The organism is Microbacterium azadirachtae (assembly GCF_000956545.1).
In the GTDB taxonomy this organism is placed as follows: Bacteria; Actinomycetota; Actinomycetes; order Actinomycetales; family Microbacteriaceae; genus Microbacterium; species Microbacterium azadirachtae.
In genome coordinates this window covers 44903-64073 of the sequence record NZ_JYIT01000079.1, presented here as the reverse complement: position 1 = coordinate 64073, position 19171 = coordinate 44903, and the positions used below count along the sequence as shown (strand labels likewise).

General features: G+C 70.7%; 15 protein-coding genes. 3 read left to right on the top strand and 12 right to left on the bottom strand.

Annotated features, from left to right (window positions below; all coding sequences use genetic code 11):
* Positions 1–76 precede the first annotated feature (76 nt).
* Genes RL72_RS11380 through RL72_RS11365 form a run of 4 tightly spaced genes read right to left on the bottom strand, consistent with a single transcriptional unit; the run spans position 77 to position 5056 of the window.
* Positions 77–1885: a BNR-4 repeat-containing protein gene (locus RL72_RS11380; RefSeq protein WP_045250963.1), complete on the bottom strand. Its 1809-nt coding sequence runs from the start codon at positions 1883–1885 to the stop codon at positions 77–79.
* Between the two features lie 8 nt (positions 1886–1893).
* Positions 1894–3204, bottom strand: coding sequence for an ABC transporter substrate-binding protein (locus tag RL72_RS11375; protein WP_045250962.1), 1311 nt, complete (start codon positions 3202–3204; stop codon positions 1894–1896).
* A gap of 29 nt (positions 3205–3233) precedes the next feature.
* Positions 3234–4139: a carbohydrate ABC transporter permease gene (locus RL72_RS11370; RefSeq protein WP_045250961.1), complete on the bottom strand. Its 906-nt coding sequence runs from the start codon at positions 4137–4139 to the stop codon at positions 3234–3236.
* The gene (locus RL72_RS11365; protein WP_156156783.1) at positions 4136–5056 is read right to left on the bottom strand and encodes a carbohydrate ABC transporter permease; all 921 of its coding nucleotides are present in this window, start codon (positions 5054–5056) and stop codon (positions 4136–4138) included. Before RL72_RS11365 ends, RL72_RS11370 begins: the two co-directional genes overlap by 4 nt.
* A 289-nt stretch (positions 5057–5345) precedes the next feature.
* Between RL72_RS11365 and RL72_RS11360 the strand changes: the two genes are divergently transcribed.
* From RL72_RS11360 to RL72_RS11350, 3 genes are read left to right on the top strand one after another with little or no spacing between them, the layout of a single operon-like run.
* Positions 5346–9419: an Ig-like domain-containing protein gene (locus tag RL72_RS11360; protein ID WP_045250959.1), complete on the top strand. Its 4074-nt coding sequence runs from the start codon at positions 5346–5348 to the stop codon at positions 9417–9419.
* Entirely contained in the window at positions 9416–10003 is a 588-nt protein-coding gene (locus RL72_RS11355; RefSeq protein ID WP_248700456.1) for an SGNH/GDSL hydrolase family protein, read from the top strand. Before RL72_RS11360 ends, RL72_RS11355 begins: the two co-directional genes overlap by 4 nt.
* Positions 10004–10035: 32 nt before the next feature.
* Positions 10036–10689 carry a GntR family transcriptional regulator gene (locus tag RL72_RS11350; RefSeq protein WP_045250957.1) on the top strand — a complete coding sequence of 218 codons (654 nt, stop codon included), beginning with the start codon at positions 10036–10038 and terminating at the stop codon, positions 10687–10689.
* A 24-nt stretch (positions 10690–10713) separates the two neighbouring features.
* Here RL72_RS11350 and RL72_RS19230 read toward each other — a convergent pair whose 3' ends face one another.
* The 8 genes from RL72_RS19230 to RL72_RS11310 all read right to left on the bottom strand — a co-directional run bounded on the left by RL72_RS19230 (position 10714) and on the right by RL72_RS11310 (position 19144).
* Entirely contained in the window at positions 10714–11517 is an 804-nt protein-coding gene (locus tag RL72_RS19230; protein ID WP_052674341.1) for an amidohydrolase family protein, read from the bottom strand.
* On the bottom strand, positions 11517–12491 hold the full coding sequence (locus RL72_RS11340) for an aldo/keto reductase (protein ID WP_052674340.1): 975 nt from the start codon (positions 12489–12491) through the stop codon (positions 11517–11519). Before RL72_RS11340 ends, RL72_RS19230 begins: the two co-directional genes overlap by 1 nt.
* The gene (locus RL72_RS11335) at positions 12461–13243 is read right to left on the bottom strand and encodes an RraA family protein (protein ID WP_045250956.1); all 783 of its coding nucleotides are present in this window, start codon (positions 13241–13243) and stop codon (positions 12461–12463) included. Before RL72_RS11335 ends, RL72_RS11340 begins: the two co-directional genes overlap by 31 nt.
* The gene (locus tag RL72_RS11330) at positions 13240–15180 is read right to left on the bottom strand and encodes a DUF8034 domain-containing protein (RefSeq protein ID WP_045250955.1); all 1941 of its coding nucleotides are present in this window, start codon (positions 15178–15180) and stop codon (positions 13240–13242) included. Before RL72_RS11330 ends, RL72_RS11335 begins: the two co-directional genes overlap by 4 nt.
* A gap of 2 nt (positions 15181–15182) precedes the next feature.
* A complete protein-coding gene (locus tag RL72_RS11325) occupies positions 15183–16100 on the bottom strand; it encodes a carbohydrate ABC transporter permease (RefSeq protein ID WP_045250954.1) in 918 nt (305 codons plus the stop codon).
* Positions 16100–17116, bottom strand: a complete 1017-nt coding sequence (locus RL72_RS11320; RefSeq protein ID WP_248700455.1) for a carbohydrate ABC transporter permease — start codon at positions 17114–17116, stop codon at positions 16100–16102. The genes RL72_RS11325 and RL72_RS11320 overlap by 1 nt, the downstream gene beginning before the upstream one ends.
* A gap of 19 nt (positions 17117–17135) precedes the next feature.
* Positions 17136–18413 (bottom strand): ABC transporter substrate-binding protein, encoded by a 1278-nt coding sequence (locus RL72_RS11315; RefSeq protein ID WP_045250952.1) that lies wholly within the window; start codon positions 18411–18413, stop codon positions 17136–17138.
* Between the two features lie 194 nt (positions 18414–18607).
* Positions 18608–19144, bottom strand: a complete 537-nt coding sequence (locus RL72_RS11310; protein ID WP_045250951.1) for a CGNR zinc finger domain-containing protein — start codon at positions 19142–19144, stop codon at positions 18608–18610.
* Positions 19145–19171 lie beyond the last annotated feature (27 nt).

Below are 19171 nucleotides of genomic sequence, written 5' to 3'. Positions count from 1 at the left end.
CTGGAGGTTCTGGATTCACATCGGTAGGCATGACGGAGGGACGGGCGGGCGCCGGCGGACGGCGCCCGCCCGAGGATCAGGGCGTGGCGGCGATCGCCTCGACCTCGTAGACGCGCGCCACGTTGGTGGTCGACGCGGACGGCGTCTGGATCACCAGGCGCACCGCGTCGGCGGTCGCCCCGCCGGCGTTCGCGGTGACGGTGGTGGCGGTGTTCCCCGTGAACGATCCGATCGGGGTCCAGCCCGCGGCGGTGCGCACCTCGACGCGGAAGTCCCTGAGCACGGAGAGGGCGGGGTCGCCGACCGAGTAGCCGCTGCGCACCCGGACGAGCTCGAGCGGCTGCGCCTGGGCCCAGGCCACCGTGTAGACGGGGTGCGCGTCGGTCGTCGAGGAGATCCACCGGCTCGCGTCGGTGCAGACGCCGTCGATCGCGCGCTCCGGACCGGTGTCGGCGCGCAGCTGCGACGTGGCGGTCGCCGTTCCCGTGCGGGCGAGGTTCTGACCGCCGGAGTCGCCGCGGATCCCGGCCACGACGTCGGCCACGGTCGCGGTCGATGTCGTGCCGGTGCGCGGCACCCGGCCGTAGGTCAGCGTGCCTTTCTCCGGTGCGGAGAGGTACAGCACGTCGCCGCCGTCGGCCGCCGTGGCGGCGCGCAGGCGCTGCTGCCCGGACACCGGGGCGCCGATCGCCGTCGCCGACCACGCCGAGCCCGTCGAGGAAAGCATCACGACCTGGCTGCGCGCCGTGCCGCAGTCCGGCATCGACAGCACGGCGTAGACGCGGGTCTCGGATCCGGAGCGGGTGGCGTCGACGGCGGCGATGGTGTCGATCCCGCCGCCGAGGGCGTGGGTGTCGATCAGCGTCTGGTCCGTCCAGCCGGTGCCGCTCCACGTCGCCCAGTGCACGTCGAACGCCGTGGAGCCCTGCTCCGCGTAGCGATACGAGACGCCCACGAGTTGTCCGCCGGCGATCGCCATCTTCGCCGTCTGCACCGCGGGCGCGTCCGGGGAGACGGTGTTCACGGTCTCCCCGGGGGCGAAGGTGCGCCAGACCGTCGCGCCCGGATCCGTCGGCCGGACGGGCGCCGTGAGCGCCGTGCCTGCGACGTCGCGGAAGACCTTGGTGGCCGGGTCGTAGACGACGTACGAGCCGAGGTGGCGATAGGGTCCGGCGGGCCACGGCCCCCACTCCCAGAGGATGTGCACGCGTCCGCTGTCGTCGACGGTGAGGTCGTCGGCGTAGAACGAATAGCCCACGGCGGAGGCGATCACCGCCTCGCGCGTCCACGTGCCGGTCGCGGGCGTGTAGTGGTACAGGACGCCGTCTCGTCGGCCCTGGGGGTCCGCTCCCACGCGCACCATGAGCCAGGCGTCGCCGTTCGCGCCGGGCGCGGTCACCGGATAGGAGATCGCGGCGCCCTGGTCGGGCATCTCGGCGCTGACGTCGACGAGCGAGGTCACGTCGCCCGCGACCGTCGAGCGGAAGTAGTGCCACGGCTCGTGGTGCATCGAGACGAACGCATGGATCTGACCGGATCCGTCCACGACGATCGAGGGCTGGTTGTGCCCGTTGTCGTCGAGGAAGTCCGCGCAGGCCCCCGCGGACGTGCGCAGGCATCCGGTCGTCCAGGCGCCGTCGGCGGCGCGCGCCGCCAGGTGCACCTGGTGCCGGCCGGTGTTGGCGGTCACGTTGTACGCGAAGTACGTGGTGCCGCCGACCACGGCAAGCGGGTTCCACCAGCCGGACTGGTTCGAGGCGTCGACGGTGACCGGCACGGTCTCCAGGGACGGGGAGGCCGGATCCGCGCCCGCGGCGGGAGCGGCGAGCACGGAGAGCGTCACAGCGGCTGCGGCCGCGACGCCCGCCCAGGTGCGAGGAGTCATCGGGGGCCTCAGCCGATCAGCTTCTGAGCGGCCTCGCCGGCCTGCGACATGGCGTCCTGGGGGCTCTGCTGGCCCACGAGCACCGCCTGCACGCGCTCGGCGACGACGGTCTCGATCTGCGCGTACTGCGGATACACCCAGAACGGGTTGGTCGTGGCGGTCTTGGTGATCCGCTCGGCGAACCGCTTGCCGAAGGCGTCGGCGGCGACCTCGGAGGAGGACTGCGCCTCGTTGGTGACCGGCGGCAGACCGCGCAGCTTGTAGTCGCCGAGCACGGCGTCGAGGTCGCTCGTGGACCACTGGCCGAAGTCGGCGGCGGTGCGGGTGCCCTTGTCGTCTCCGACGACCACGATCGCTCCGCCCCAGACCAGAGCCCGCGGCGTGTCGCCCTTCTTCAGCACCGGGCGCGACTGCGGGACCAGCTTGCTCGCGAGATCCTTGTCCGGGGAGTCCTTGGTGACCGCGCCGCGGCCGACCGGCGCATCGTCGTAGATCGCCGTGCGGCCCTGCGAGAACAGGGAACGCGCGTCGAAGCGGTCGACGTCGGCGGCGATCAGGCCCTGGTCGTACAGGGACTTGTACCAGGTGACGGCCTCGACGCTCTCGTCGTCGCCGATCGCGACCTTGCCGTCCTTCACCAGCGGGCTGCCGAAGGTCTGCATCCAGATGAGGATGTCCTTCAGCTGCGCGGCCTTGGTCGAGGCGGCATAGGGGATCAGCCCGTTGCCGAGCGCCTTGAGCTTCTTGAGCGCCTTCTCGTAGTCGTCGACCGTCACGGGGAACTCGTCGACGCCGGCCTTCGCCAGCAGCTCCGAGTTGGTGACGAGGCCGATCGCGCCGATCGTCCACGGGAAGCCGTACTGCACGCCGTCGAACTGCGCCGCCTTGAGCGCCGCGGCCGTGTAGCCGCGATCCTTCGTGAGCCCGGACACGTCCTGCAGCTTGCCGAGGGCCGCCAGCGACGCCAGCCAGGCCACGTCGACGTGTGCGGCGCCGGTGAACTGGCCGCCGCGCACCTGCAGCATGAGCTGCTTGAAGTACTCGTTGTACGGGAACGAGACCTCGGCGATGTCGACCTTCTGCGTGCTCTTGTAGCCGTCCAGCAGGGCCTTGATGGCCGGCGCAGCGGCCTCCTCGGTGAGCGACCAGCTCGCGAAGGAGAAGCCGGCGGGCGTGAAGGATCCGGCAGCGAGACCCGACGGGGTCGCGCTGGGGGCGGCGCCGCCTCCGCTGGGCATGCAGCCGGCGAGCGCGATGCCGGCGGCGCCGAGCCCGGCGAGGGAGAGCAGCCGGCGGCGGGAGATGGGGGTGGAGGTCATGCGATTCTCTCTTCTTCGAGGGGGTGCGGTCAGCCCTTGACGGCGCCGGCGGTGAGTCCGCCGACGAGGTACCGCTGCAGGGCGATGAAGGCGATGGCGACCGGGAGGGACACCACCAGGGAGGCGGCCATCAGCTCGGGCCACGCGGTCGAGGCCTCTCCGATGAACGTGTTGACGAGGCCCGGCGGCAGGGTCTGCTTGTCGGGGCCGGCGAGGGTGAGGGCGAAGATGAAGTCGTTCCAGCCGCGCACGAACGCGAACAGGCCGGCAGCGACGAGGCCGGGTGCGGCCAGCGGCATCACGATCGAGTGGATGATCCGGAGGCGGGAGGCGCCGTCGACCCTGGCCGCTTCGATGAGCTCGTCCGGGATCGTGTCGAAGAAGCCCTTCAGCATCCACACGCACAGGGGGAGCGTGAAGGTCGTGAACGAGAGCACCAGGGCGGTGTAGGTGTTCAGCAGGCCGTATGCCGAGAACACCGCGTACAGCGTGATCAGCAGCAGGGCCTGGGGGAACATCTGCGACGCCAGGACGAAGTACATGAGGCTGCGGCGGCCCCGGTAGCGGAACTTCGAGAACGCGTAGCCCATGTAGGCCGAGACGATCACGGACAGCACGGCCGTGATCACCGAGACGACGATGCTGTTGCGGAGGTATCCGAACAGCGCCGGATTGGCCGCGAGGGCCGCGTACGCGTCGAACGTGATCTCGCTCGGGAAAAGGCGCGGCGGATAGGAGAACACCTGCGTGCGCGGCGTCAGCGAGGTGGCCAGCAGCCAGTACACCGGCAGCAGCGCGAACCCGCCGAAGATCACGATCGCGATCCAGGCGCTGACCTTCACCGCGCGGCGGTCGCTGCGCAGGCGACGGCGGCGGGGAGCGGGCGGGGTGGTGGTCGTGGTGGCAGGAGCGTGCTGCTCGAGGACGGCGGTCATCGCTTCTCCCCTCTCTCCGAGAAGCGGACGTAGACGACGACGAGGCCGAGCAGCAGGATCATCCAGAGCAGGCCGATCGCTCCGGCATGGCCGAGGTCGAAGCCCGTGAACGCGGTTTCGTACACCGCGGTGGCGAACGTCTGCGTGGCGCCGGCGGGACCGCCGCCGGTGAGCACGTAGATGATGTCGAAGTGCTGGAAGTTCCAGATGAACTCCAGGAGCAGGACGAGTCCGATGATGCCGCGCATCTGCGGCACGGTGATGGAGAAGAACCGGCGCACGGTGCCCGCGCCGTCGATCTCGGCCGCCTCGTGCAGTTCGTGGGGCACGGTCTGCAGGCCGGCGAGGAGCATGACCATCATCCAGGGGAACGACTGCCACGTCTTCGCGACGATGACGGCGATCATGGCGGTCGCGGGGTGCGCGAGCCATGCCTGGGGCTCGTCGATGAGTCCGACGCCCTCGAGCAGGGCGTTCATCACCCCGTAGTTGGCGTTGAAGATCCACATCCACAGGAACGAGACCACGACCCCGGGGATGAGCCACGGGATGAGCATGACGCCGCGGAGCACCTTGGTGCCGCGGATCCTCGTGCTGAGCGCCAGCGCGAGGCCGAAGCCGATCACGAACGGCGCGATCGTGGTCCCGAGCGTGAACACCAGCGTCTGGCCGAGCAGGCGGAAGAAGTCGCCCTGCAGCACGTCGATGATGTTCTGCAGTCCGACGAACTCGCGCCCGGGGGTGACGAGGCTCTGTTTGAAGAACGCCGTGACGAGCGCCGTGATCAGCGGATAGACGACCACGGCGAGGAGCAGGGCGAGCCCGGGCACGGTGAGCAGGAACGCGAACATCCCGTCACTGAGGCGACGAGGCTTCGCGCCTGTTGTTTTCCGTGAAGAGCTGATTGCTTCTGTCATCTTGGGCATCCTTGACCGGGGAAGAGCGGGAGAGCGGGATCGGGGGTTTCCGGCTCGAGTCCTCAGTATTTCCGGCAGGTTGTGTTCACGTCAACACGACCGGATCACGATCAGGTAACGAGCGCAGTTGATGTGAATTGAAAGAATCTGTGACATGCGCTCGTTCACCTCTCTTCCTCGGCTCCTCTTCAATGGATCGATGCTTGATAGTCGATTATCGATTGCGCTAGTGTCCGAAGGGTTGTGAAGACGCCGCCCCGCGGCACCCCTCTCAGACATCGGAGACGCGATGAAGCGTGCACTGACGACACTCGCCCTCGCCGCCCTGCTCGGCACGGCCCTCTCCGCGGGCGCCGCGTCCGCAGCGGCCGCCGCGGACGGCGCCCTCTACATCGCGCCCGGAGGCGACGACGCCGCCTCGGGCGCGATCGATGCGCCCCTGGCCACGCTCGAAGGGGCTCGCGACCGCATCCGCGCGCTCAAGGGGTCAGGATCCCTGCCGGCGGGAGGGACGACCGTCTACCTCCGGCAGGGGACGTATCAGCGGGACGCATCGTTCCAGCTCGGGGCGCAGGACTCGGGCACCGCGGACGCGCCCATCACGTACCGCTCCTACCCGGGTGAGCGGGCGACGCTCTCCGGCGGGCGGACCCTGCCGAAGGACGGGTTCACGGGCGTGACCGACCCGGCGGTGCGCGACCGCATCGTCGAGACCTCGGCGCGCGACAAGGTGCGGCAGATCGACCTGCGCGCCCTGGGGCTCACCGACTACGGCCAGCTCAGCCGTCACGGCTACTGGAAGGCCAACGACGTCAGCACCACGCCGCCGATGGAGCTCTACATCGAGGGGCAGGGGATGACGCTCGCGCGCTGGCCGAACGCCGACGCCGCCAAGCCCACGGTGCAGATGGGCGACATCGTGGATCCCGGCCCCACGCGCAAGGACGCGGACCTGCAGGACCGCGGCGGCACGTTCACCTACGGCTACGACCGGCCGAAGTACTGGACCCAGGCCGGCGACGTGTGGCTCGACGGAATCTTCGGCTACAGCTGGGAGTGGTCGTACAACAGGATCCAGTCCATCGACACGGAGAAGAAGACGATCACGCTCCGCTACGGCGAGATGAGCGGGATCATGAAGAGCTGGTTCCCCGACTTCCACTTCGCGCAGAACCTGCTCGAGGAGCTCGACACGCCGGGCGAGTACTACATCGACCGGGACAAGGGCGTCCTCTACCTGATGCCGAACGCGGCGTTCACGGCCGGTCGCGGCGACATCACGGTGACCACGCTCAAGGACCCGATGCTGCGCACGGACGGCGCCTCCTACGTGACCTTCGACGACCTCGCCCTCGAGTACGGACGCGCCACGGCGGCCGTGATCCTCGGCGGCTCGCACGTGACGGTCTCGCACAGCGACATCCGCAACTTCTCCGACGGCGGCGTGCTCATCAACTCGCCGGGCCGCTACACCTACGACGGCATCCCGGTGAACCGCGGGGGCACGGATCACGCCGTGACGGACAGCAGGCTCACGCACATCGGCGGCATCGGCGTGGTGCTGCAGGGCGGCGACAAGACCACGCTCGCTCCCGGCCGCAACCGCGTGGAGAACTCCGAGATCGCCGACTTCGCGTACTACCACAAGGCCTACAACCCCGGGGTGATGTTCGACGGCGTCGGCAACGTCGCCAAGAACAACAAGATCCACGACGCCCCGCATCCGGGCATCATCGTCTACGGCAACGACCACCTGTTCGAGCGCAACGAGGTGTACGACGTCTGCAAGCAGTTCCACGACCTCGGCGCGATCTACATGAACTCCGGCAAGACGCCTCAGCAGCGCGGTCACGTGTTCCGCGAGAACTACTTCCACGACATCGGGGTGGGGATGGCCGGCGTCGAGGGGATCTACGCCGACAACTTCACCTGGGATCTGGAGATCACGAAGAACGTCTTCGTGAACATGGGCAACTCGGGCATCAAGAGCGGGTCCGCCGACTACATCGAGGCGCGCAACAACGTCTTCATCGACAACCTCGTGCCCTACGACAACTACGAGCAGTGGATGGGCAACCAGGAGGGCAACGTGGTCGACCGCGACTACATGCCCGCGTGGAAGCAGGTGTTCGCCGACAACCACGACTTCGTCGGAACCCCCTACCTGGAGAAGTACCCGGAGCTGGCGCACTTCTTCGAGGACGACCACTACTTCCCCGACCACAGCACCTTCGCGCAGAACGTGGTGTGGAACCCGAACCGCAAGCCGTCGGGCCTGAACGCGCAGGGCGCCAAGGACGGCAAGAACCTGCTGAACTACGAGACCAACCTGGTCGCGACCTCCGACCCCGGCTTCGTGGATGCGGCGCACGGCGACTACCGCCTCAAGCCCGATGCCGCGGTGTTCGCGCAGATCCCCGGGTTCCAGGCGATCGCCTTCGACAAGATCGGCCTGCAGGGCAAGGTCGGCCAGTCCCAGTCGCCCGACCGGGTGGCGCTGGAGGGCATCGCGTTCCCGACCGACGCCGTGCGCGTCGACGTCGGCCACGACGTGCGCGCCGCCGCCGTTCCGCTCCCGTGGAACGCGGCCGACGCGAAGGCGACCTACGTCTCGGCCGATCCCGCCATCGCCACGGTGGCGGCCGACGGCACGATCTCCGGGGCCGCCCCCGGCACGACCACCGTCACCGCGACGGCCGCGTCGAACCCGGCGCTCACCGCCACGGTCGCCGTGACGGTGGACGAGGGCGACGGCGTGCTGCACTTCACCGACTTCGAGTCGGGGTCGAACGGGTGGCCGACCGATCCGAACCGCAAGGTCGTCGACGACGGGACGGGCGATCACGTCTATCGCATCGTGAAGGGCGCGAACGCCGTGCTCCCGCGGGACTTCACCTCCTTCGTCCTCGACCTCGACGTGACCACCCCTGCGGGCGCCGCGCCGGCGGGATCCGGGTTCGTGATCTACGACCGCAACGGCAAGGGCGGCGGGTACGTGCGCTACCGCAACGCCGCCGCCGGCCCGACCTGGACGATCTTCGACGACGCGTGGAAGGTCGTCGCCGAGAAGGTGCTCCCGGCCGATCAGGCCCTGCCCGCGGGCAAGACCTCGCACGTGCGGATGGCGGTGCAGGACGGCCGCATCCGGATCTCGGTGGGCGGGACGCTCGTGCTGGACGGCGCGGATCCGGCGCCGGGTGCCGCCGGCCGGGTCGGCTTCTACGTCGAGGGCTATCCCTCGCTCGACGTCGACGACATCGGGTTCTCGATCTCCGCCGTGCCGGTGACCGGACTGACCGTCGACGCCGCCTCGGTCTCGATGAACGTCGGAGAGCGGCGCAGCGTCGCCGCGAAGATCGCGCCGGAGGATGCGAGCGACCTGCGCGTCGCGTGGACGAGCGCCGATCCGTCGATCGCGACGGTCGACGCGACCGGCCGCATCGCCGCGGTCGGCGCGGGAGCGACCACGATCACGGCCGCGAGCGTGGCGGAGCCGGCGGCGACCGCGGCGGTCGCCGTGACGGTGGCCGACGCGGCCTACCCGACGGTGCGGCTCGATGCGCAGCTCAAGGACGCCGCGAACTGGAGCGCATCCGACGTGATCTCGGTCGGCGACGCCGGCGTGACGATCACCGGCCAGGGCGTGCACGGCTACAAGGCCGAGCGCTTCGGCGACGCACTGCTGCAGTTCGACGCGGACTTCGGCGCCTTCGACGGCGGCTGGTACGGGTTCCAGGTGCGATCGGACCAGACCGGGATCCCGGCGTGGCAGAACTCGAACACCGGCTATCTGTTCCTCGTCAAGCAGGACACGTTCGAGCTGCAGAGCTGGTCTCCCGGGCAGACGATGCTCGACGTGATCCCCAACACGGTCATCGCGCCGAACAGCACGCATCGGATCGAGGTGGGCGCCGTGAAGGAGACGGGCGGCACCCGCGTGGTGCTGCGGGTGGACGGCAAGACCGTGTGGAACACGCTCGATGCGCGGCAGAACCTGCGCATCGGCGCGGACGGGTTCTTCAACGTCTACCACTACGCCAAGACCAACACCCTCGCCGTGCGGCCGACGCCTCCGCCCGCGACGATCACCGGGATCTGCTGGGCGGCCGACGCGGATCCGAAGACCCGCTACGTGGTGGGGGACGCGCTGGACGTGACCGGCATGCTGCTGGGCGTGCGCTGGAGTGACGGCACCCTGACGACCGCGCAGGTCGCGGAGGATATGGTGAGCGGATTCGACAGCAGCAAGGTCCGCCCGCACCAGGTGCTGACGATCGCCTACGAGGGGCAGTCGACCACGCTGGACGTCTCGGTGCGGCCCAAGATCAAGCAAGACGAAGCGGAGGTGCCCCGGTGCGGGTGACGTTCATCGGAGACTCGATCACCGACGCAGGGCGCGACCGCGCGGATCCCGGATCCTTCGGCGACGGCTACGTGTCGCTGCTGGCGCCGGGCCTGATCGCGGAGGGCGCGATCGTGCGCAATCTCGGCGTCGCGGGAGACCGGGTGGCGGACCTCGAGGCGCGCTGGAGCGTCGATCTTCTGCCGACCAGGCCGGAGCTGCTGACCGTGTACGTCGGGATCAACGAGGTCTGGCGGCGGTTCGACAGCGACGATCCGACGCCCACAGGGGTGTTCGAGCAGACGTACCGAGGGCTGCTGGAACGCGCGGTGCAGACCTGCGCGCCGAGGCTCGTCCTCATGGAGCCGTACCTGCTCCCGGTGCGCCCGGAGCAGCGGGCCTGGCTCGACGAGCTCGCGGACAAGCGCGCGGCCGTGGCCCGCCTCGCCGCGGAGTTCGACGCGCTGCGGGTGCCGCTGCACGACGTGCTCGCCCAGGCGGCCGAGGGGCGGGATCCGGCCGGGCTCGCGCCCGACGGCGTGCACCCGACACCCGCCGGATCCCGGCTCATCGCGGGCGCGTGGACGTCCGCGGTGCGTCATTAGCGATAGTCGATAATGGACCTAGAATGAGCACTATGACGGACGCGCTGGCCTCGACGACCCTGCAGCGAGGGCTGCTGTCGGATCAGATCTACTCGATGATCAAGGGCATGATCAAGGACTCCTCGCTCGCGCCGGGCGAGCAGCTGGTCGAGTCGCAGCTGGCGCGCCAGCTGCAGGTGAGCCAGGCGCCCGTGCGCGACGCGCTCAAGCGGCTCACGCACGAGGGGCTGGTGTCGCAGGTGCGGCACCTGGGCAGCTTCGTCGCGAGCTATTCGCCGGAGGAGGCGGCGCAGGCCAAGACCGCCCGCGTCGAGCTCGAGGCGCTCGCGGGCCGGCTGGCCTGCGGGGCGCTCGACGAGGAGCGCCGCAGCGCGCTCTCCACCCTGATCGCCCAGATGCACGAGGCCGCGGAGGCCGCCGATCTGTCGCGGTTCCGCGAGCTCGACTTCGCCTTCCATCGCGCCGTGATCGAGGCGAGCGGCAACGTGTACCTGCCCCGGATGTGGGATCTGCTCGAGCCGAGCCTGCGCGTGATGCATGTGCTGGGAGATCCGGCCTTCACCGGCGACTGGCACGAGGTCGCCGACTGGCACAAGGGGCTGCTGGACGTGCTCGACGGCGGCGACGCCGAGGCGGCTTCGGCCCTCTTCCGCGCGCACGCGGCGGGCACGCTGCTCAACGACTGAGTCTCCGCGCCGCGGGGTCGGCGCTCAGAGCCGGTAGAGCCGTTCGGCGGTGCCCGCCCAGAGCGCCTCGGCGTCTGCGGCGGACAGTGCGGGGAGCGCATCGGCGATCCGTGCCGCGACCGCCTCGTAGGGCGTGTGCCGCGCCGAGATCGGCCAGTCGCTGCCGTGCAGCAGGCGACCGGCGCCGAACGCGTCGAGCGCCGCGCCGAGGATGCGGCGCAGCTCCGCCGCCGAGCGCGAGGGGTGCACGACGCCGGAGGTCTTCGCGTGCAGGTTCGGCGCGGCGGCGGCCGTGACGAGATCGCGGATCCACCCCGCATCCGGCACGGACGCGCCCAGCCCCAGATGGCACAGGACGAACGTCGTGGCGGGGTGGCGGCGGGCGAGGGCGGCGGCTCCCGACAGTTGCTCGGGGCGCAGCAGCAGCTCCACGACGAGTCCCGCCTCCCCGGCCGCGGCGGCGAGGCCGTCCAGGCCCTCGACATCGGACAGGTCGGGGGCGAACTGCGGCACGGCGGCCCGGATCCCCGTCGTCGACGGACCCGACGCGGTCGCGGTGCGCCCGAGCGGGGCGCCGGGGGAGGGGGCGTACTGCAGCACCGCGCGCCGCACCAGCGGATCCCGCTCCGCGACATCGGCGAGCCATTCGGCCTCGGCCACCGAGTCCGCCGCCTGCACTGCGATCGCGGCGCCTGCGCCCGTCGCGCGCAGCAGCGCGCCGAGGTCCTCGGGCAGGGCGCGGCGGGGGAGCCCCAGCTCCTCGCGGAACCACGGGAGCGGCAGGGCGTCGACGTCCCACAGGTGCACGTGCGCGTCGACGATCCGCATCAGGAGACGGCCGTCCCCGGGGCGGCGATGCGATCGAGCTCGGACCACAGCGCGTCCGGGATCCGCACGTCGTGGCCGTGCACGAACGCGGCCACCTCGGTGGGGGTGCGCGCGCCGATGACCACGCCCTCGGCGCCGTGCCGCAGCGGGAAGCGCGCCGCCGCGGTCGCGAGCTCGACGCCGTGGGCGCGACACGCGTCCTGGAGCGCCAGCGCACGGGCGACGAGCTCCGGGGGTGCGGGCTTGTACTCGTAGTACGGCGCGGTCTGCGGCGCGACCAGGATCCCGGTGTTGTAGACGCCGGCCGCGATCACGCCGATGCCGCGCGACGCGGTGAGGGGCAGGAGCTCGTCCTCGGCGGTGCGGTCGAGGAGAGTGAGCCGCCCGGCCTCCATGATCACGTCGACCGGGGCCTCGGCGGCGAACCGGATCAGCGGGGCGAGTCTGCCCATGCCCACACCGATCGCGCGCACCACGCCCTGGTCCCGCAGCTCGACGAGCGCGGTCATGGCTCCGGCCAGGCCCGCGTCGACGTCGAGCGGGTCGTGCAGGTGCAGCAGATCGATCCGGTCGGTGCGCAGCCGCGCGAGGCTCGCCTCGAGGCTGCGGAGCACGCCGTCGCGGCTGAGGTCGGCGACGGTGTCGTGCCCGGATGCGGATCCGGCGACCGGATCCCCGGCGGCGTCGACGATCCGCCGTCCCACCTTGGTCGCGATCACGTAGTCGTCCCGCGGCACGCCCTGGAGGGCGAGCCCGAGCCGGCGCTCGCTCTCACCGGCGCCGTAGTGCGGGGCCGTGTCGAAGAAGCGGACCCCGTCGTCCAGCGCCGCGCGCACCGTGGCGACGGCGTCGTCGTCGGCGACCGGCGTGTAGAGGTTGCCGATGGGCGCGCAGCCGAGGCCGAGGTCGTCGCGCAGGGCGACGTCGCCGACCGGCCCCGGACTCAGCGGACGGAGCTCTGCACGGAACGCCATGCCTCGTACTCCTCGCGGGTGTCGGGGGTGAGGGGGTAGTAGTCGCTCAGGCGGGCGCCGTCGTCGAGGCGCGCGCGGCTGAACACCTCCCACTCCTCGTGGTCGCGGGCCGAGTCGATCACCTGGCGCGCCATCGCCTGCGGCACGACCACCGGGCCGTCGTCGTCGGCGACGACGAGGTCGCCCGGCATGCACAGGGCGCCGCCCACGGCCACCGGCACGTCATACGCCCAGGGCACCAGCTCGGACTGCGACGCGTAGTGCGGCGTCGTGCCCGTGGACCACACCGGGATGCCGAGCTCGCGGATCCTGCCGGCGTCGCGGATCCGTCCGTCGACGACGATCCCCGCGCCGCCCTTGCGCGCGAAGTAGCGCGCGAGGATGTCGCCGATGCACCCGGAGAAGCGGCTGCCGTACGCCTGGATCACGAGCACGTCGCCCGGCTGCACGGCCTCGAGCACGTGCCAGAGCGCGGTGTGCCGCTCGGCGTACTCCTGGCCCTGCCCGGAGGCCATGTCCTCGCGCTGCGGCATGAACTGCAGGGTGAGCGCGGATCCGACCACACGGCTGCCGGCGGCGAGGGGCTCCGGCCCGTCGACGTAGCTGTGCCGGATCCCGAGACCGTGCAGCTTGGCGCACGCGGTGGCAGAGGAGAGGCCGCCGAAGTCCTCCACGAGCTCCCGTGGCGGACGGGCGTAGGCCGCGCCGCGCACGGGCAGGGCGAAGTCGGGGCGGATCAGGTCGGCGCTCATGCGTCTCCTCCGGGGTCGAGGCGGGGCGTTCCTGCCCCGCGGGCGATGATCAGGTCGAGGTCGGCGACGTGCGCCGGCGGCAGGGTGACGACGAGGTCGTCGTCACAGCCCCACGTGACGGTCCGCATCGGCTTCTGCGCCGCGCGGTACGAGCCGGACGCGCCGGGGAAGGACCCAGGGGTCTCGACGGTCGCGCTGACCCGGACGATCCGGTCGGCGCCGAAGCGACCGCCGCGGACCCGCACGGTGCGGGACCGCACCACGGACGTGTTGACCAGGCGCAGCCCGACGCCCGCGTCGTCGATGCGGTGCACCAGTGCGGCCACGTCGCGGGGGAGCCCGGGGCGTCCGAGGTCGACGTCCTCGTAGCGGAGCGCGGTGAAGGGGAGGCCGCCGTTGTAGAGCATCTGCGGAGCGCCGCCGACGAGCTGCGTGAGCACCTCCGTGACCACGGGGTTGACCCGCTGCCAGAAATGCAGGTGCGCGGCGTCGGGATCGGCGTCGTCGCCGAGCATCATCGCCACCCGGCGCGACACCTGGCCCAGCGCCATCTCCAGGGCGCGCTCCGGGTAGTCGGGCAGCTCTCCGTCCAGGAACGCGATCCAGCCGGCCTCGTGCCCCGCCTCCTCCTTGTCGCGGAACGGCGCCACGAGGTCGGTCCCCTCGGGAAGCCCCGCGCGGGCGCGGTCGAGCAGCGCGCGATCGGCCGGCGTGCGGCTCCACCACCACAGCCACACCGGCACATCGAGCTGCAGCGGGCCGAAGTCGAACCAGCCCTCGATGCCGTGACGGTAGGGCACGAGCAGGCCGGGGCGCGACGCGGCATCGCCCAGGCGGGCGCGCCAGCCGCCGCGCAGACTGTAGACGGAGTCCTCCACGGATCCGGGGATCGCGTGCGCCAGCACCGTGTCGAGCGCGGATCGCACCAGGTCGAGGGCGTCGTCCCGGCCGCTCACGAGGGAGTGGTTGATCGCGCCGATGAGGGCGCTCATGGCCACCGAGTGGAAGCCGTGCGGCCAGGCCCAGCCGTAGTGACCGCCCCACCAGCGGCCGTCCTGCAGGGCCCCGACGGTCCCGTCGGGGCCGACGTTGTCGGGCACGAGGCCGTCGTTCGCCGCCGCGCGCGCAACCCACCCCTCGACATAGCGGCGGATCCAGGCCGCGGATCCCTCGTCCCCGTCGTCGAGCCAGCGCAGCACAGGCAGCGAGGTCGCGGCGAGGTTCACGGGGACGTCGCCGGCGGCGCGGCGCTGCATCTCGTCCGCCATGCGCTGCGCGTTGCCGGGGTCGGCCAGATCGTCCCATTCCGCGATCCCGTCGAGCCCCTGGATCGGCAGCCCGTACGGGCGCATCTCCGCGCGCTCGGCGGAGTAGGGGCGCACCCGCCCGGCGAGCGGGGATCCCTCCGGCTGCGGATCCTCCAGGCCTGCGCGGGCGCCGAGCGCGCCGTTGTGCGGGGCGCGGATGATGTTGTGCTCGGCGTCGTAGTTGCCGCGCGCGGGATCGGTGAAGAGCGCGGCGAAGCGGCGCGCGCGCTCGGCGAAGACCGCGTCGGAGGGGTCCGCTGCACGGATGCCCGCGAACAGCAGCACCGACTCGCCCTGGTGGAACCAGTCGTAGCCGTTCTCGTACTCGTCGGTGAGCATGCCGGCTTCGGCGAGCTGGGCGGTCACGCCCTCCCAGCAGCGCTTGGCGTCGGCGAGCGCCGCGTCCGCGCCTCCGAGGAGGTAGAACGCGGGCCAGTTGAAGAACGGCTCGTACAGGTCGTCCACGCCGTCGCGGTCCTCGAACTCCGCGACGCCGCGGAGCCGTCCGTCCGGCAGGGTGTACCGCTCGGCGAACAGCCGCCTGGCGTCCTCGACCTCGTCGAACAGGCGGCGCTGCAGCACGGCCCAGGCGGGGATCGCGCGCAGCGGCGAGGTGATCAGATGGGTCATCGTCAGCCCTTCGTGGCTCCGGCGGCGAGGCCGCCGATGATGTGCCTCTGCATGAGGACGAAGAAGACCAGCGCGGGGGCGATGGCGAGCAGCAGGGTCGGGAACACCTGTGTGTAGTCGGTGGAGAACTCCCCGACCGCGGCGTACACGCCGGTCGTCACGGTGTAGATCCCCGAGCTCGGGCCGAGGATGATCTGCGGGCTCACGAAGTCGTTCCACACCCCGATCGAGTTCAGCACCACGATCGTCGCGACGACCGGGCGCATGATCGGGAAGATGCACGTCCAGAAGGCGCGGATGCGTCCGGCGCCGTCGAGCGCCGCGGCCTCGTCGATGTCCCGCGGCACCGACCGCAGGTAGGCGGAGAACAGGAAGATCGTCACCGGGAGGGTGGCCGCCGTCTCGAACAGGATGAATCCGGGGATCGTGTTGATGAGCCCGAGCACGCGCAGCACGAACACCACGGGGATCAGGGTGACCTGACCCGGGATGAACAGGCCGGACACGAACAGCAGCAGCAGTCCCATGTGCCATTTCGAGCGTCCCCGCGCGATCACGTACGCGACCGGGGCCGACAGCAGGATGCAGCACACGTTGACGAGCACGACGAACAGGAGAGTCACGCCGTACGCGGCGATCACGTTGAACTTGCTGCTCGTGATGGCGGCCCAGAGGAATTCGGGGGTGAAGCTCTGCGGGGTGATCAGCAGCGGGTTCTCGATGATCTCCTTCTGCGGCTTGAAGGCGTTGATCACCATCGTGTACAGCGGCACGATCATGACGACCGCGACGGCCGTCAGCACGATCCCGCGCGCGAGACGGGCCAGGAGCGGCGCCCGCGTGCGCCCCGCGGAACGGCGGACGCGGCCGCGGGAGGACGGCGGGCGCACCGCCGGGTTGAGGCTGGTGGCGGTGCTCATCAGTCGTCCACGACCTTCTGCTCGGCTCGGCGGCGGATGAGGGTCACGGCCAGCCCGACCGCCGCCGTGACGATGAGCAGGATGACGGACTGCGCGGCGCCGAGGCCGAGCGCCGAGCGGGCGAACGAGTCCTTGAGGATCTGGTAGACGATGGTCTGCGTCGACCCCGCGGGCCCGCCGTCGGTGAGCGCCAGCACGACGTCGTACGCCTTCAGCAGGCCGACGAGCGTGAGCACGAGGTTCACGGTGAACACGGGGGCGATCAGGGGGAACGTGATGCTGCGGAACTGCTCTCCGCGGCTCGCCCCGTCCACCGTCGCCGCCTCGTAGTACTCCGCGGGCACGGACTTGATGCCGGCGAGGAACAGGATCATGTTGAAGCCGAAGTGCGACCACACGATCGTGAGGATCACGCTCGCCTTGGCGAACGTCGGATCCGTGAGGAACGGCAGAGGTCCGAGGCCGATCGCCCCGAGGACGCCGTTCACCGCGCCTTGCGGGGCCAGCATCGCCGACCAGAGGAACCCGATGATCAGGCCGCTGATCACATAGGGGTAGAAGAAGACGGTGCGCAGCAGCGCGTTCGCGCGACCGGATCCGGAGATCAGCGCCGCGATCGCCAGACCGACCCCGTTGCACAGGATCGTGCCGGCGACCGCGATCACGCCCGTGAACAGGGCCGCCTGCGCGGAGCGCGGGTTGCGGAACGCGTGGATGTAGTTCTCCCAGCCGATGAAGGTGAAGCGCAGGCTGTAGCCGTTCCAGTTCGTGAAGCTCAGCACGCAGGCCAGGATCATCGGGATCACGAACATCGCGATGAACACGGCCACGGCCGGGGCGCTCATGAGGAAGCCGGGGAGAGCGCGCTGCAGGCGGCGCGCCGTGCTCACTCTGCGGGGGCCCCGGGTGGTCGTCCCGGCGCGGGCGGCGCTGCTCCTGCTCTCCTCCTCGGCCGCGGGGTCCCGGGGACGGGCGGCCGCAGCCGTCCCGCCCCCGGAGGAACGCGTGATCGTCACGATCTCATCGCCCCCGGCGTCAGCCCGCGTTCGCGGCGAACCAGTCGTCCATGCTCTTGAGCACGTCGGCCGCCGGGGCGCCGCCCAGCAGCGCCTGGGTCTGGGTGTTGATCTCGCCGGAGTACCCGGTCGGCATGGTGCGCTCGCCGTAGCCGCCGCCGGTCGGGGTGTACGAGGACGCCTTGGTGTCGGACACGATCTTCTGGAGCTCCTCGCCGAGGGGGCTCATCTCGTACGTGTAGCCGTCCCGGTAGTTGCCATCGACCTTGAGCTGCGACGCGACGGCGGCCTTGTCGGTCGTGAGGTACTCGATGAGCTTGGCCGCGGCCTCCTGGTTCTTGCTCGTGTTCAGGATCGAGTAGGGGCTCGCGATGTTCGCGCCCATCGCCGGGGCCTCCGAGGCCTTCTCGGCCGGGGCGCGGAACACGCCGATGTCGGCGGAGTCGGCCGCCTTGGCCTGGGACCCGACGAACCAGCTGCCCATGGGGTAGATCGCGCTCTTGCCGCTGAGGAACGCCTGTTCGGCGTCGGGGTACTTGATGCCCAGGGCCTCCTTGGGGATGTACCCCTTCGACACCCACTCCGCATAGGTTTCGACCGCCGGTCCGTATGCCTTGCTGAACGTGGTCTTGCCCGCGGAGATGTCCTGGTAGAACTTCGGATCCTGCGACACGATCGTGGGCAGCCCGAGTACCTGGAGCGTGTGGCTGGTCATCCAGTCGCCGCCGGTCTGCACGGGCACCTGCCAGCCGGCGGCCTTGATCTTGCCGAGGTCCTCGGTGAGCTCGTCGACCGTCTTCGGAGGGGCGGCGATGCCCGCGTCGCTGAACGCCTTCTTGTTGTAGAAGACGAGGCTCTGCAGCTGCACGCCGATTCCCGCCATGTAGTTCTTCCCGTCGATCGAGTACTGGTCGGCGAGCGGGCCCTTCTTGGCCCAGGCGTACTTCGACAGGTCCACGAGCTCGGGGGCGAGCTCGGCCGTGGGGGCCAGCGACTGCACGACGTCGGGAGCGTCGCCCGAGGCGAGCAGGCGCGGGACCGCAGCCGCGACGCCCTCGGCGCCGGGGTTCTGGATGACGACGTCGATGTCCGGGTTCTTCTTCTCGAACGGCGTGACGAGGGAGTTCCAGTACTCCTCGGTGAGGTTGGGCGTGACGTTGACGAGCACGTGCAGCGTCACCTTCGAGGAGCCGGTGGCGTCGGAGCCCGAGGGCGCGGCGGCGGTGCTGCAGCCGGCGAGGGCGACGGCGGCGAGCGCGGCGAGGCCTGCGGCGGGGATGAGGCGGCCCTTGATCATCGTTGATCCTTCCTGATGCGGGTGGGGGGCATCCGCGACGATACACTAATCGATAATCGTTTGTGAAGCGATCAACGCACATTCAGTAAGCGTTTTCCCGCGGGGTCGACGAAGCAGCGGCACGGAAGCCGTGTGGTGGCCGGCGCACGCCTCGGCCGTCCCGCCGCCGGGCGTCGTGCCGCGGATGCTCCGGATCAGGCCTCGGCGCGACGGGCGCGATAGGCGGCGACGGCGTTGCGGTTGGCGCAGGTCGTCGAGCAGTAGCGCTTCGAGCGGTTGCGCGACAGGTCGAGGGCGATCGCGTCGCAGGTCTCGTCCGCGCACACCGAGATGCGGGATCCCTCCTCCGCGCGGATCACGTCGATGAGTGCCATCGCCGTCTCCACGAGCACGCGCTCGGCGAGGGGGCGGTCGTCGGCCACCGCGTGCAGGTGCCAGTCCATGGCTCCGTGCCGGGTGAGGCGCAGGGCCAGGGAGACCCCCGCGAGCGCCTCGTTCACGGCGACGGCCATCTCGTCGCGCGGCGCGAGCAGAATCGTCCGCAGCTGGGGGCGCAGTGCCCGCAGCGCGTCCACCTCGGGCTGATCGCGGTCGATCCGGCCGGTGTACCCGTATCCGCTGAGGAAGTCCGCCTCGTCGCTCGGCGACAGGAGGGTGTCCGGTTCCTCAGCCGAGTTGACAAGCCAGACCGCGGCCCGCAGCGTCTCCTCGGTGTCATCGGTGAAGATCATGTTGACATCTTACATCCGCCCCGAGTA

Coding starts and splice junctions, on each gene's coding strand:
- RL72_RS11375 (WP_045250962.1), bottom strand. CDS start 3,204: ATGACCTCCACCCCCATCTCCCGCCGCCGGCTGCTCTCCCTCGCCGGG.
- RL72_RS11310 (WP_045250951.1), bottom strand. CDS start 19,144: ATGATCTTCACCGATGACACCGAGGAGACGCTGCGGGCCGCGGTCTGG.
- RL72_RS11335 (WP_045250956.1), bottom strand. CDS start 13,243: ATGAGCGCCGACCTGATCCGCCCCGACTTCGCCCTGCCCGTGCGCGGC.
- RL72_RS11370 (WP_045250961.1), bottom strand. CDS start 4,139: ATGACCGCCGTCCTCGAGCAGCACGCTCCTGCCACCACGACCACCACC.
- RL72_RS11350 (WP_045250957.1), top strand. CDS start 10,036: ATGACGGACGCGCTGGCCTCGACGACCCTGCAGCGAGGGCTGCTGTCG.
- RL72_RS11365 (WP_156156783.1), bottom strand. CDS start 5,056: ATGACAGAAGCAATCAGCTCTTCACGGAAAACAACAGGCGCGAAGCCT.
- RL72_RS11380 (WP_045250963.1), bottom strand. CDS start 1,885: ATGACTCCTCGCACCTGGGCGGGCGTCGCGGCCGCAGCCGCTGTGACG.
- RL72_RS11315 (WP_045250952.1), bottom strand. CDS start 18,413: ATGATCAAGGGCCGCCTCATCCCCGCCGCAGGCCTCGCCGCGCTCGCC.
- RL72_RS11340 (WP_052674340.1), bottom strand. CDS start 12,491: ATGGCGTTCCGTGCAGAGCTCCGTCCGCTGAGTCCGGGGCCGGTCGGC.
- RL72_RS11360 (WP_045250959.1), top strand. CDS start 5,346: ATGAAGCGTGCACTGACGACACTCGCCCTCGCCGCCCTGCTCGGCACG.
- RL72_RS11330 (WP_045250955.1), bottom strand. CDS start 15,180: ATGACCCATCTGATCACCTCGCCGCTGCGCGCGATCCCCGCCTGGGCC.
- RL72_RS19230 (WP_052674341.1), bottom strand. CDS start 11,517: ATGCGGATCGTCGACGCGCACGTGCACCTGTGGGACGTCGACGCCCTG.
- RL72_RS11325 (WP_045250954.1), bottom strand. CDS start 16,100: ATGAGCACCGCCACCAGCCTCAACCCGGCGGTGCGCCCGCCGTCCTCC.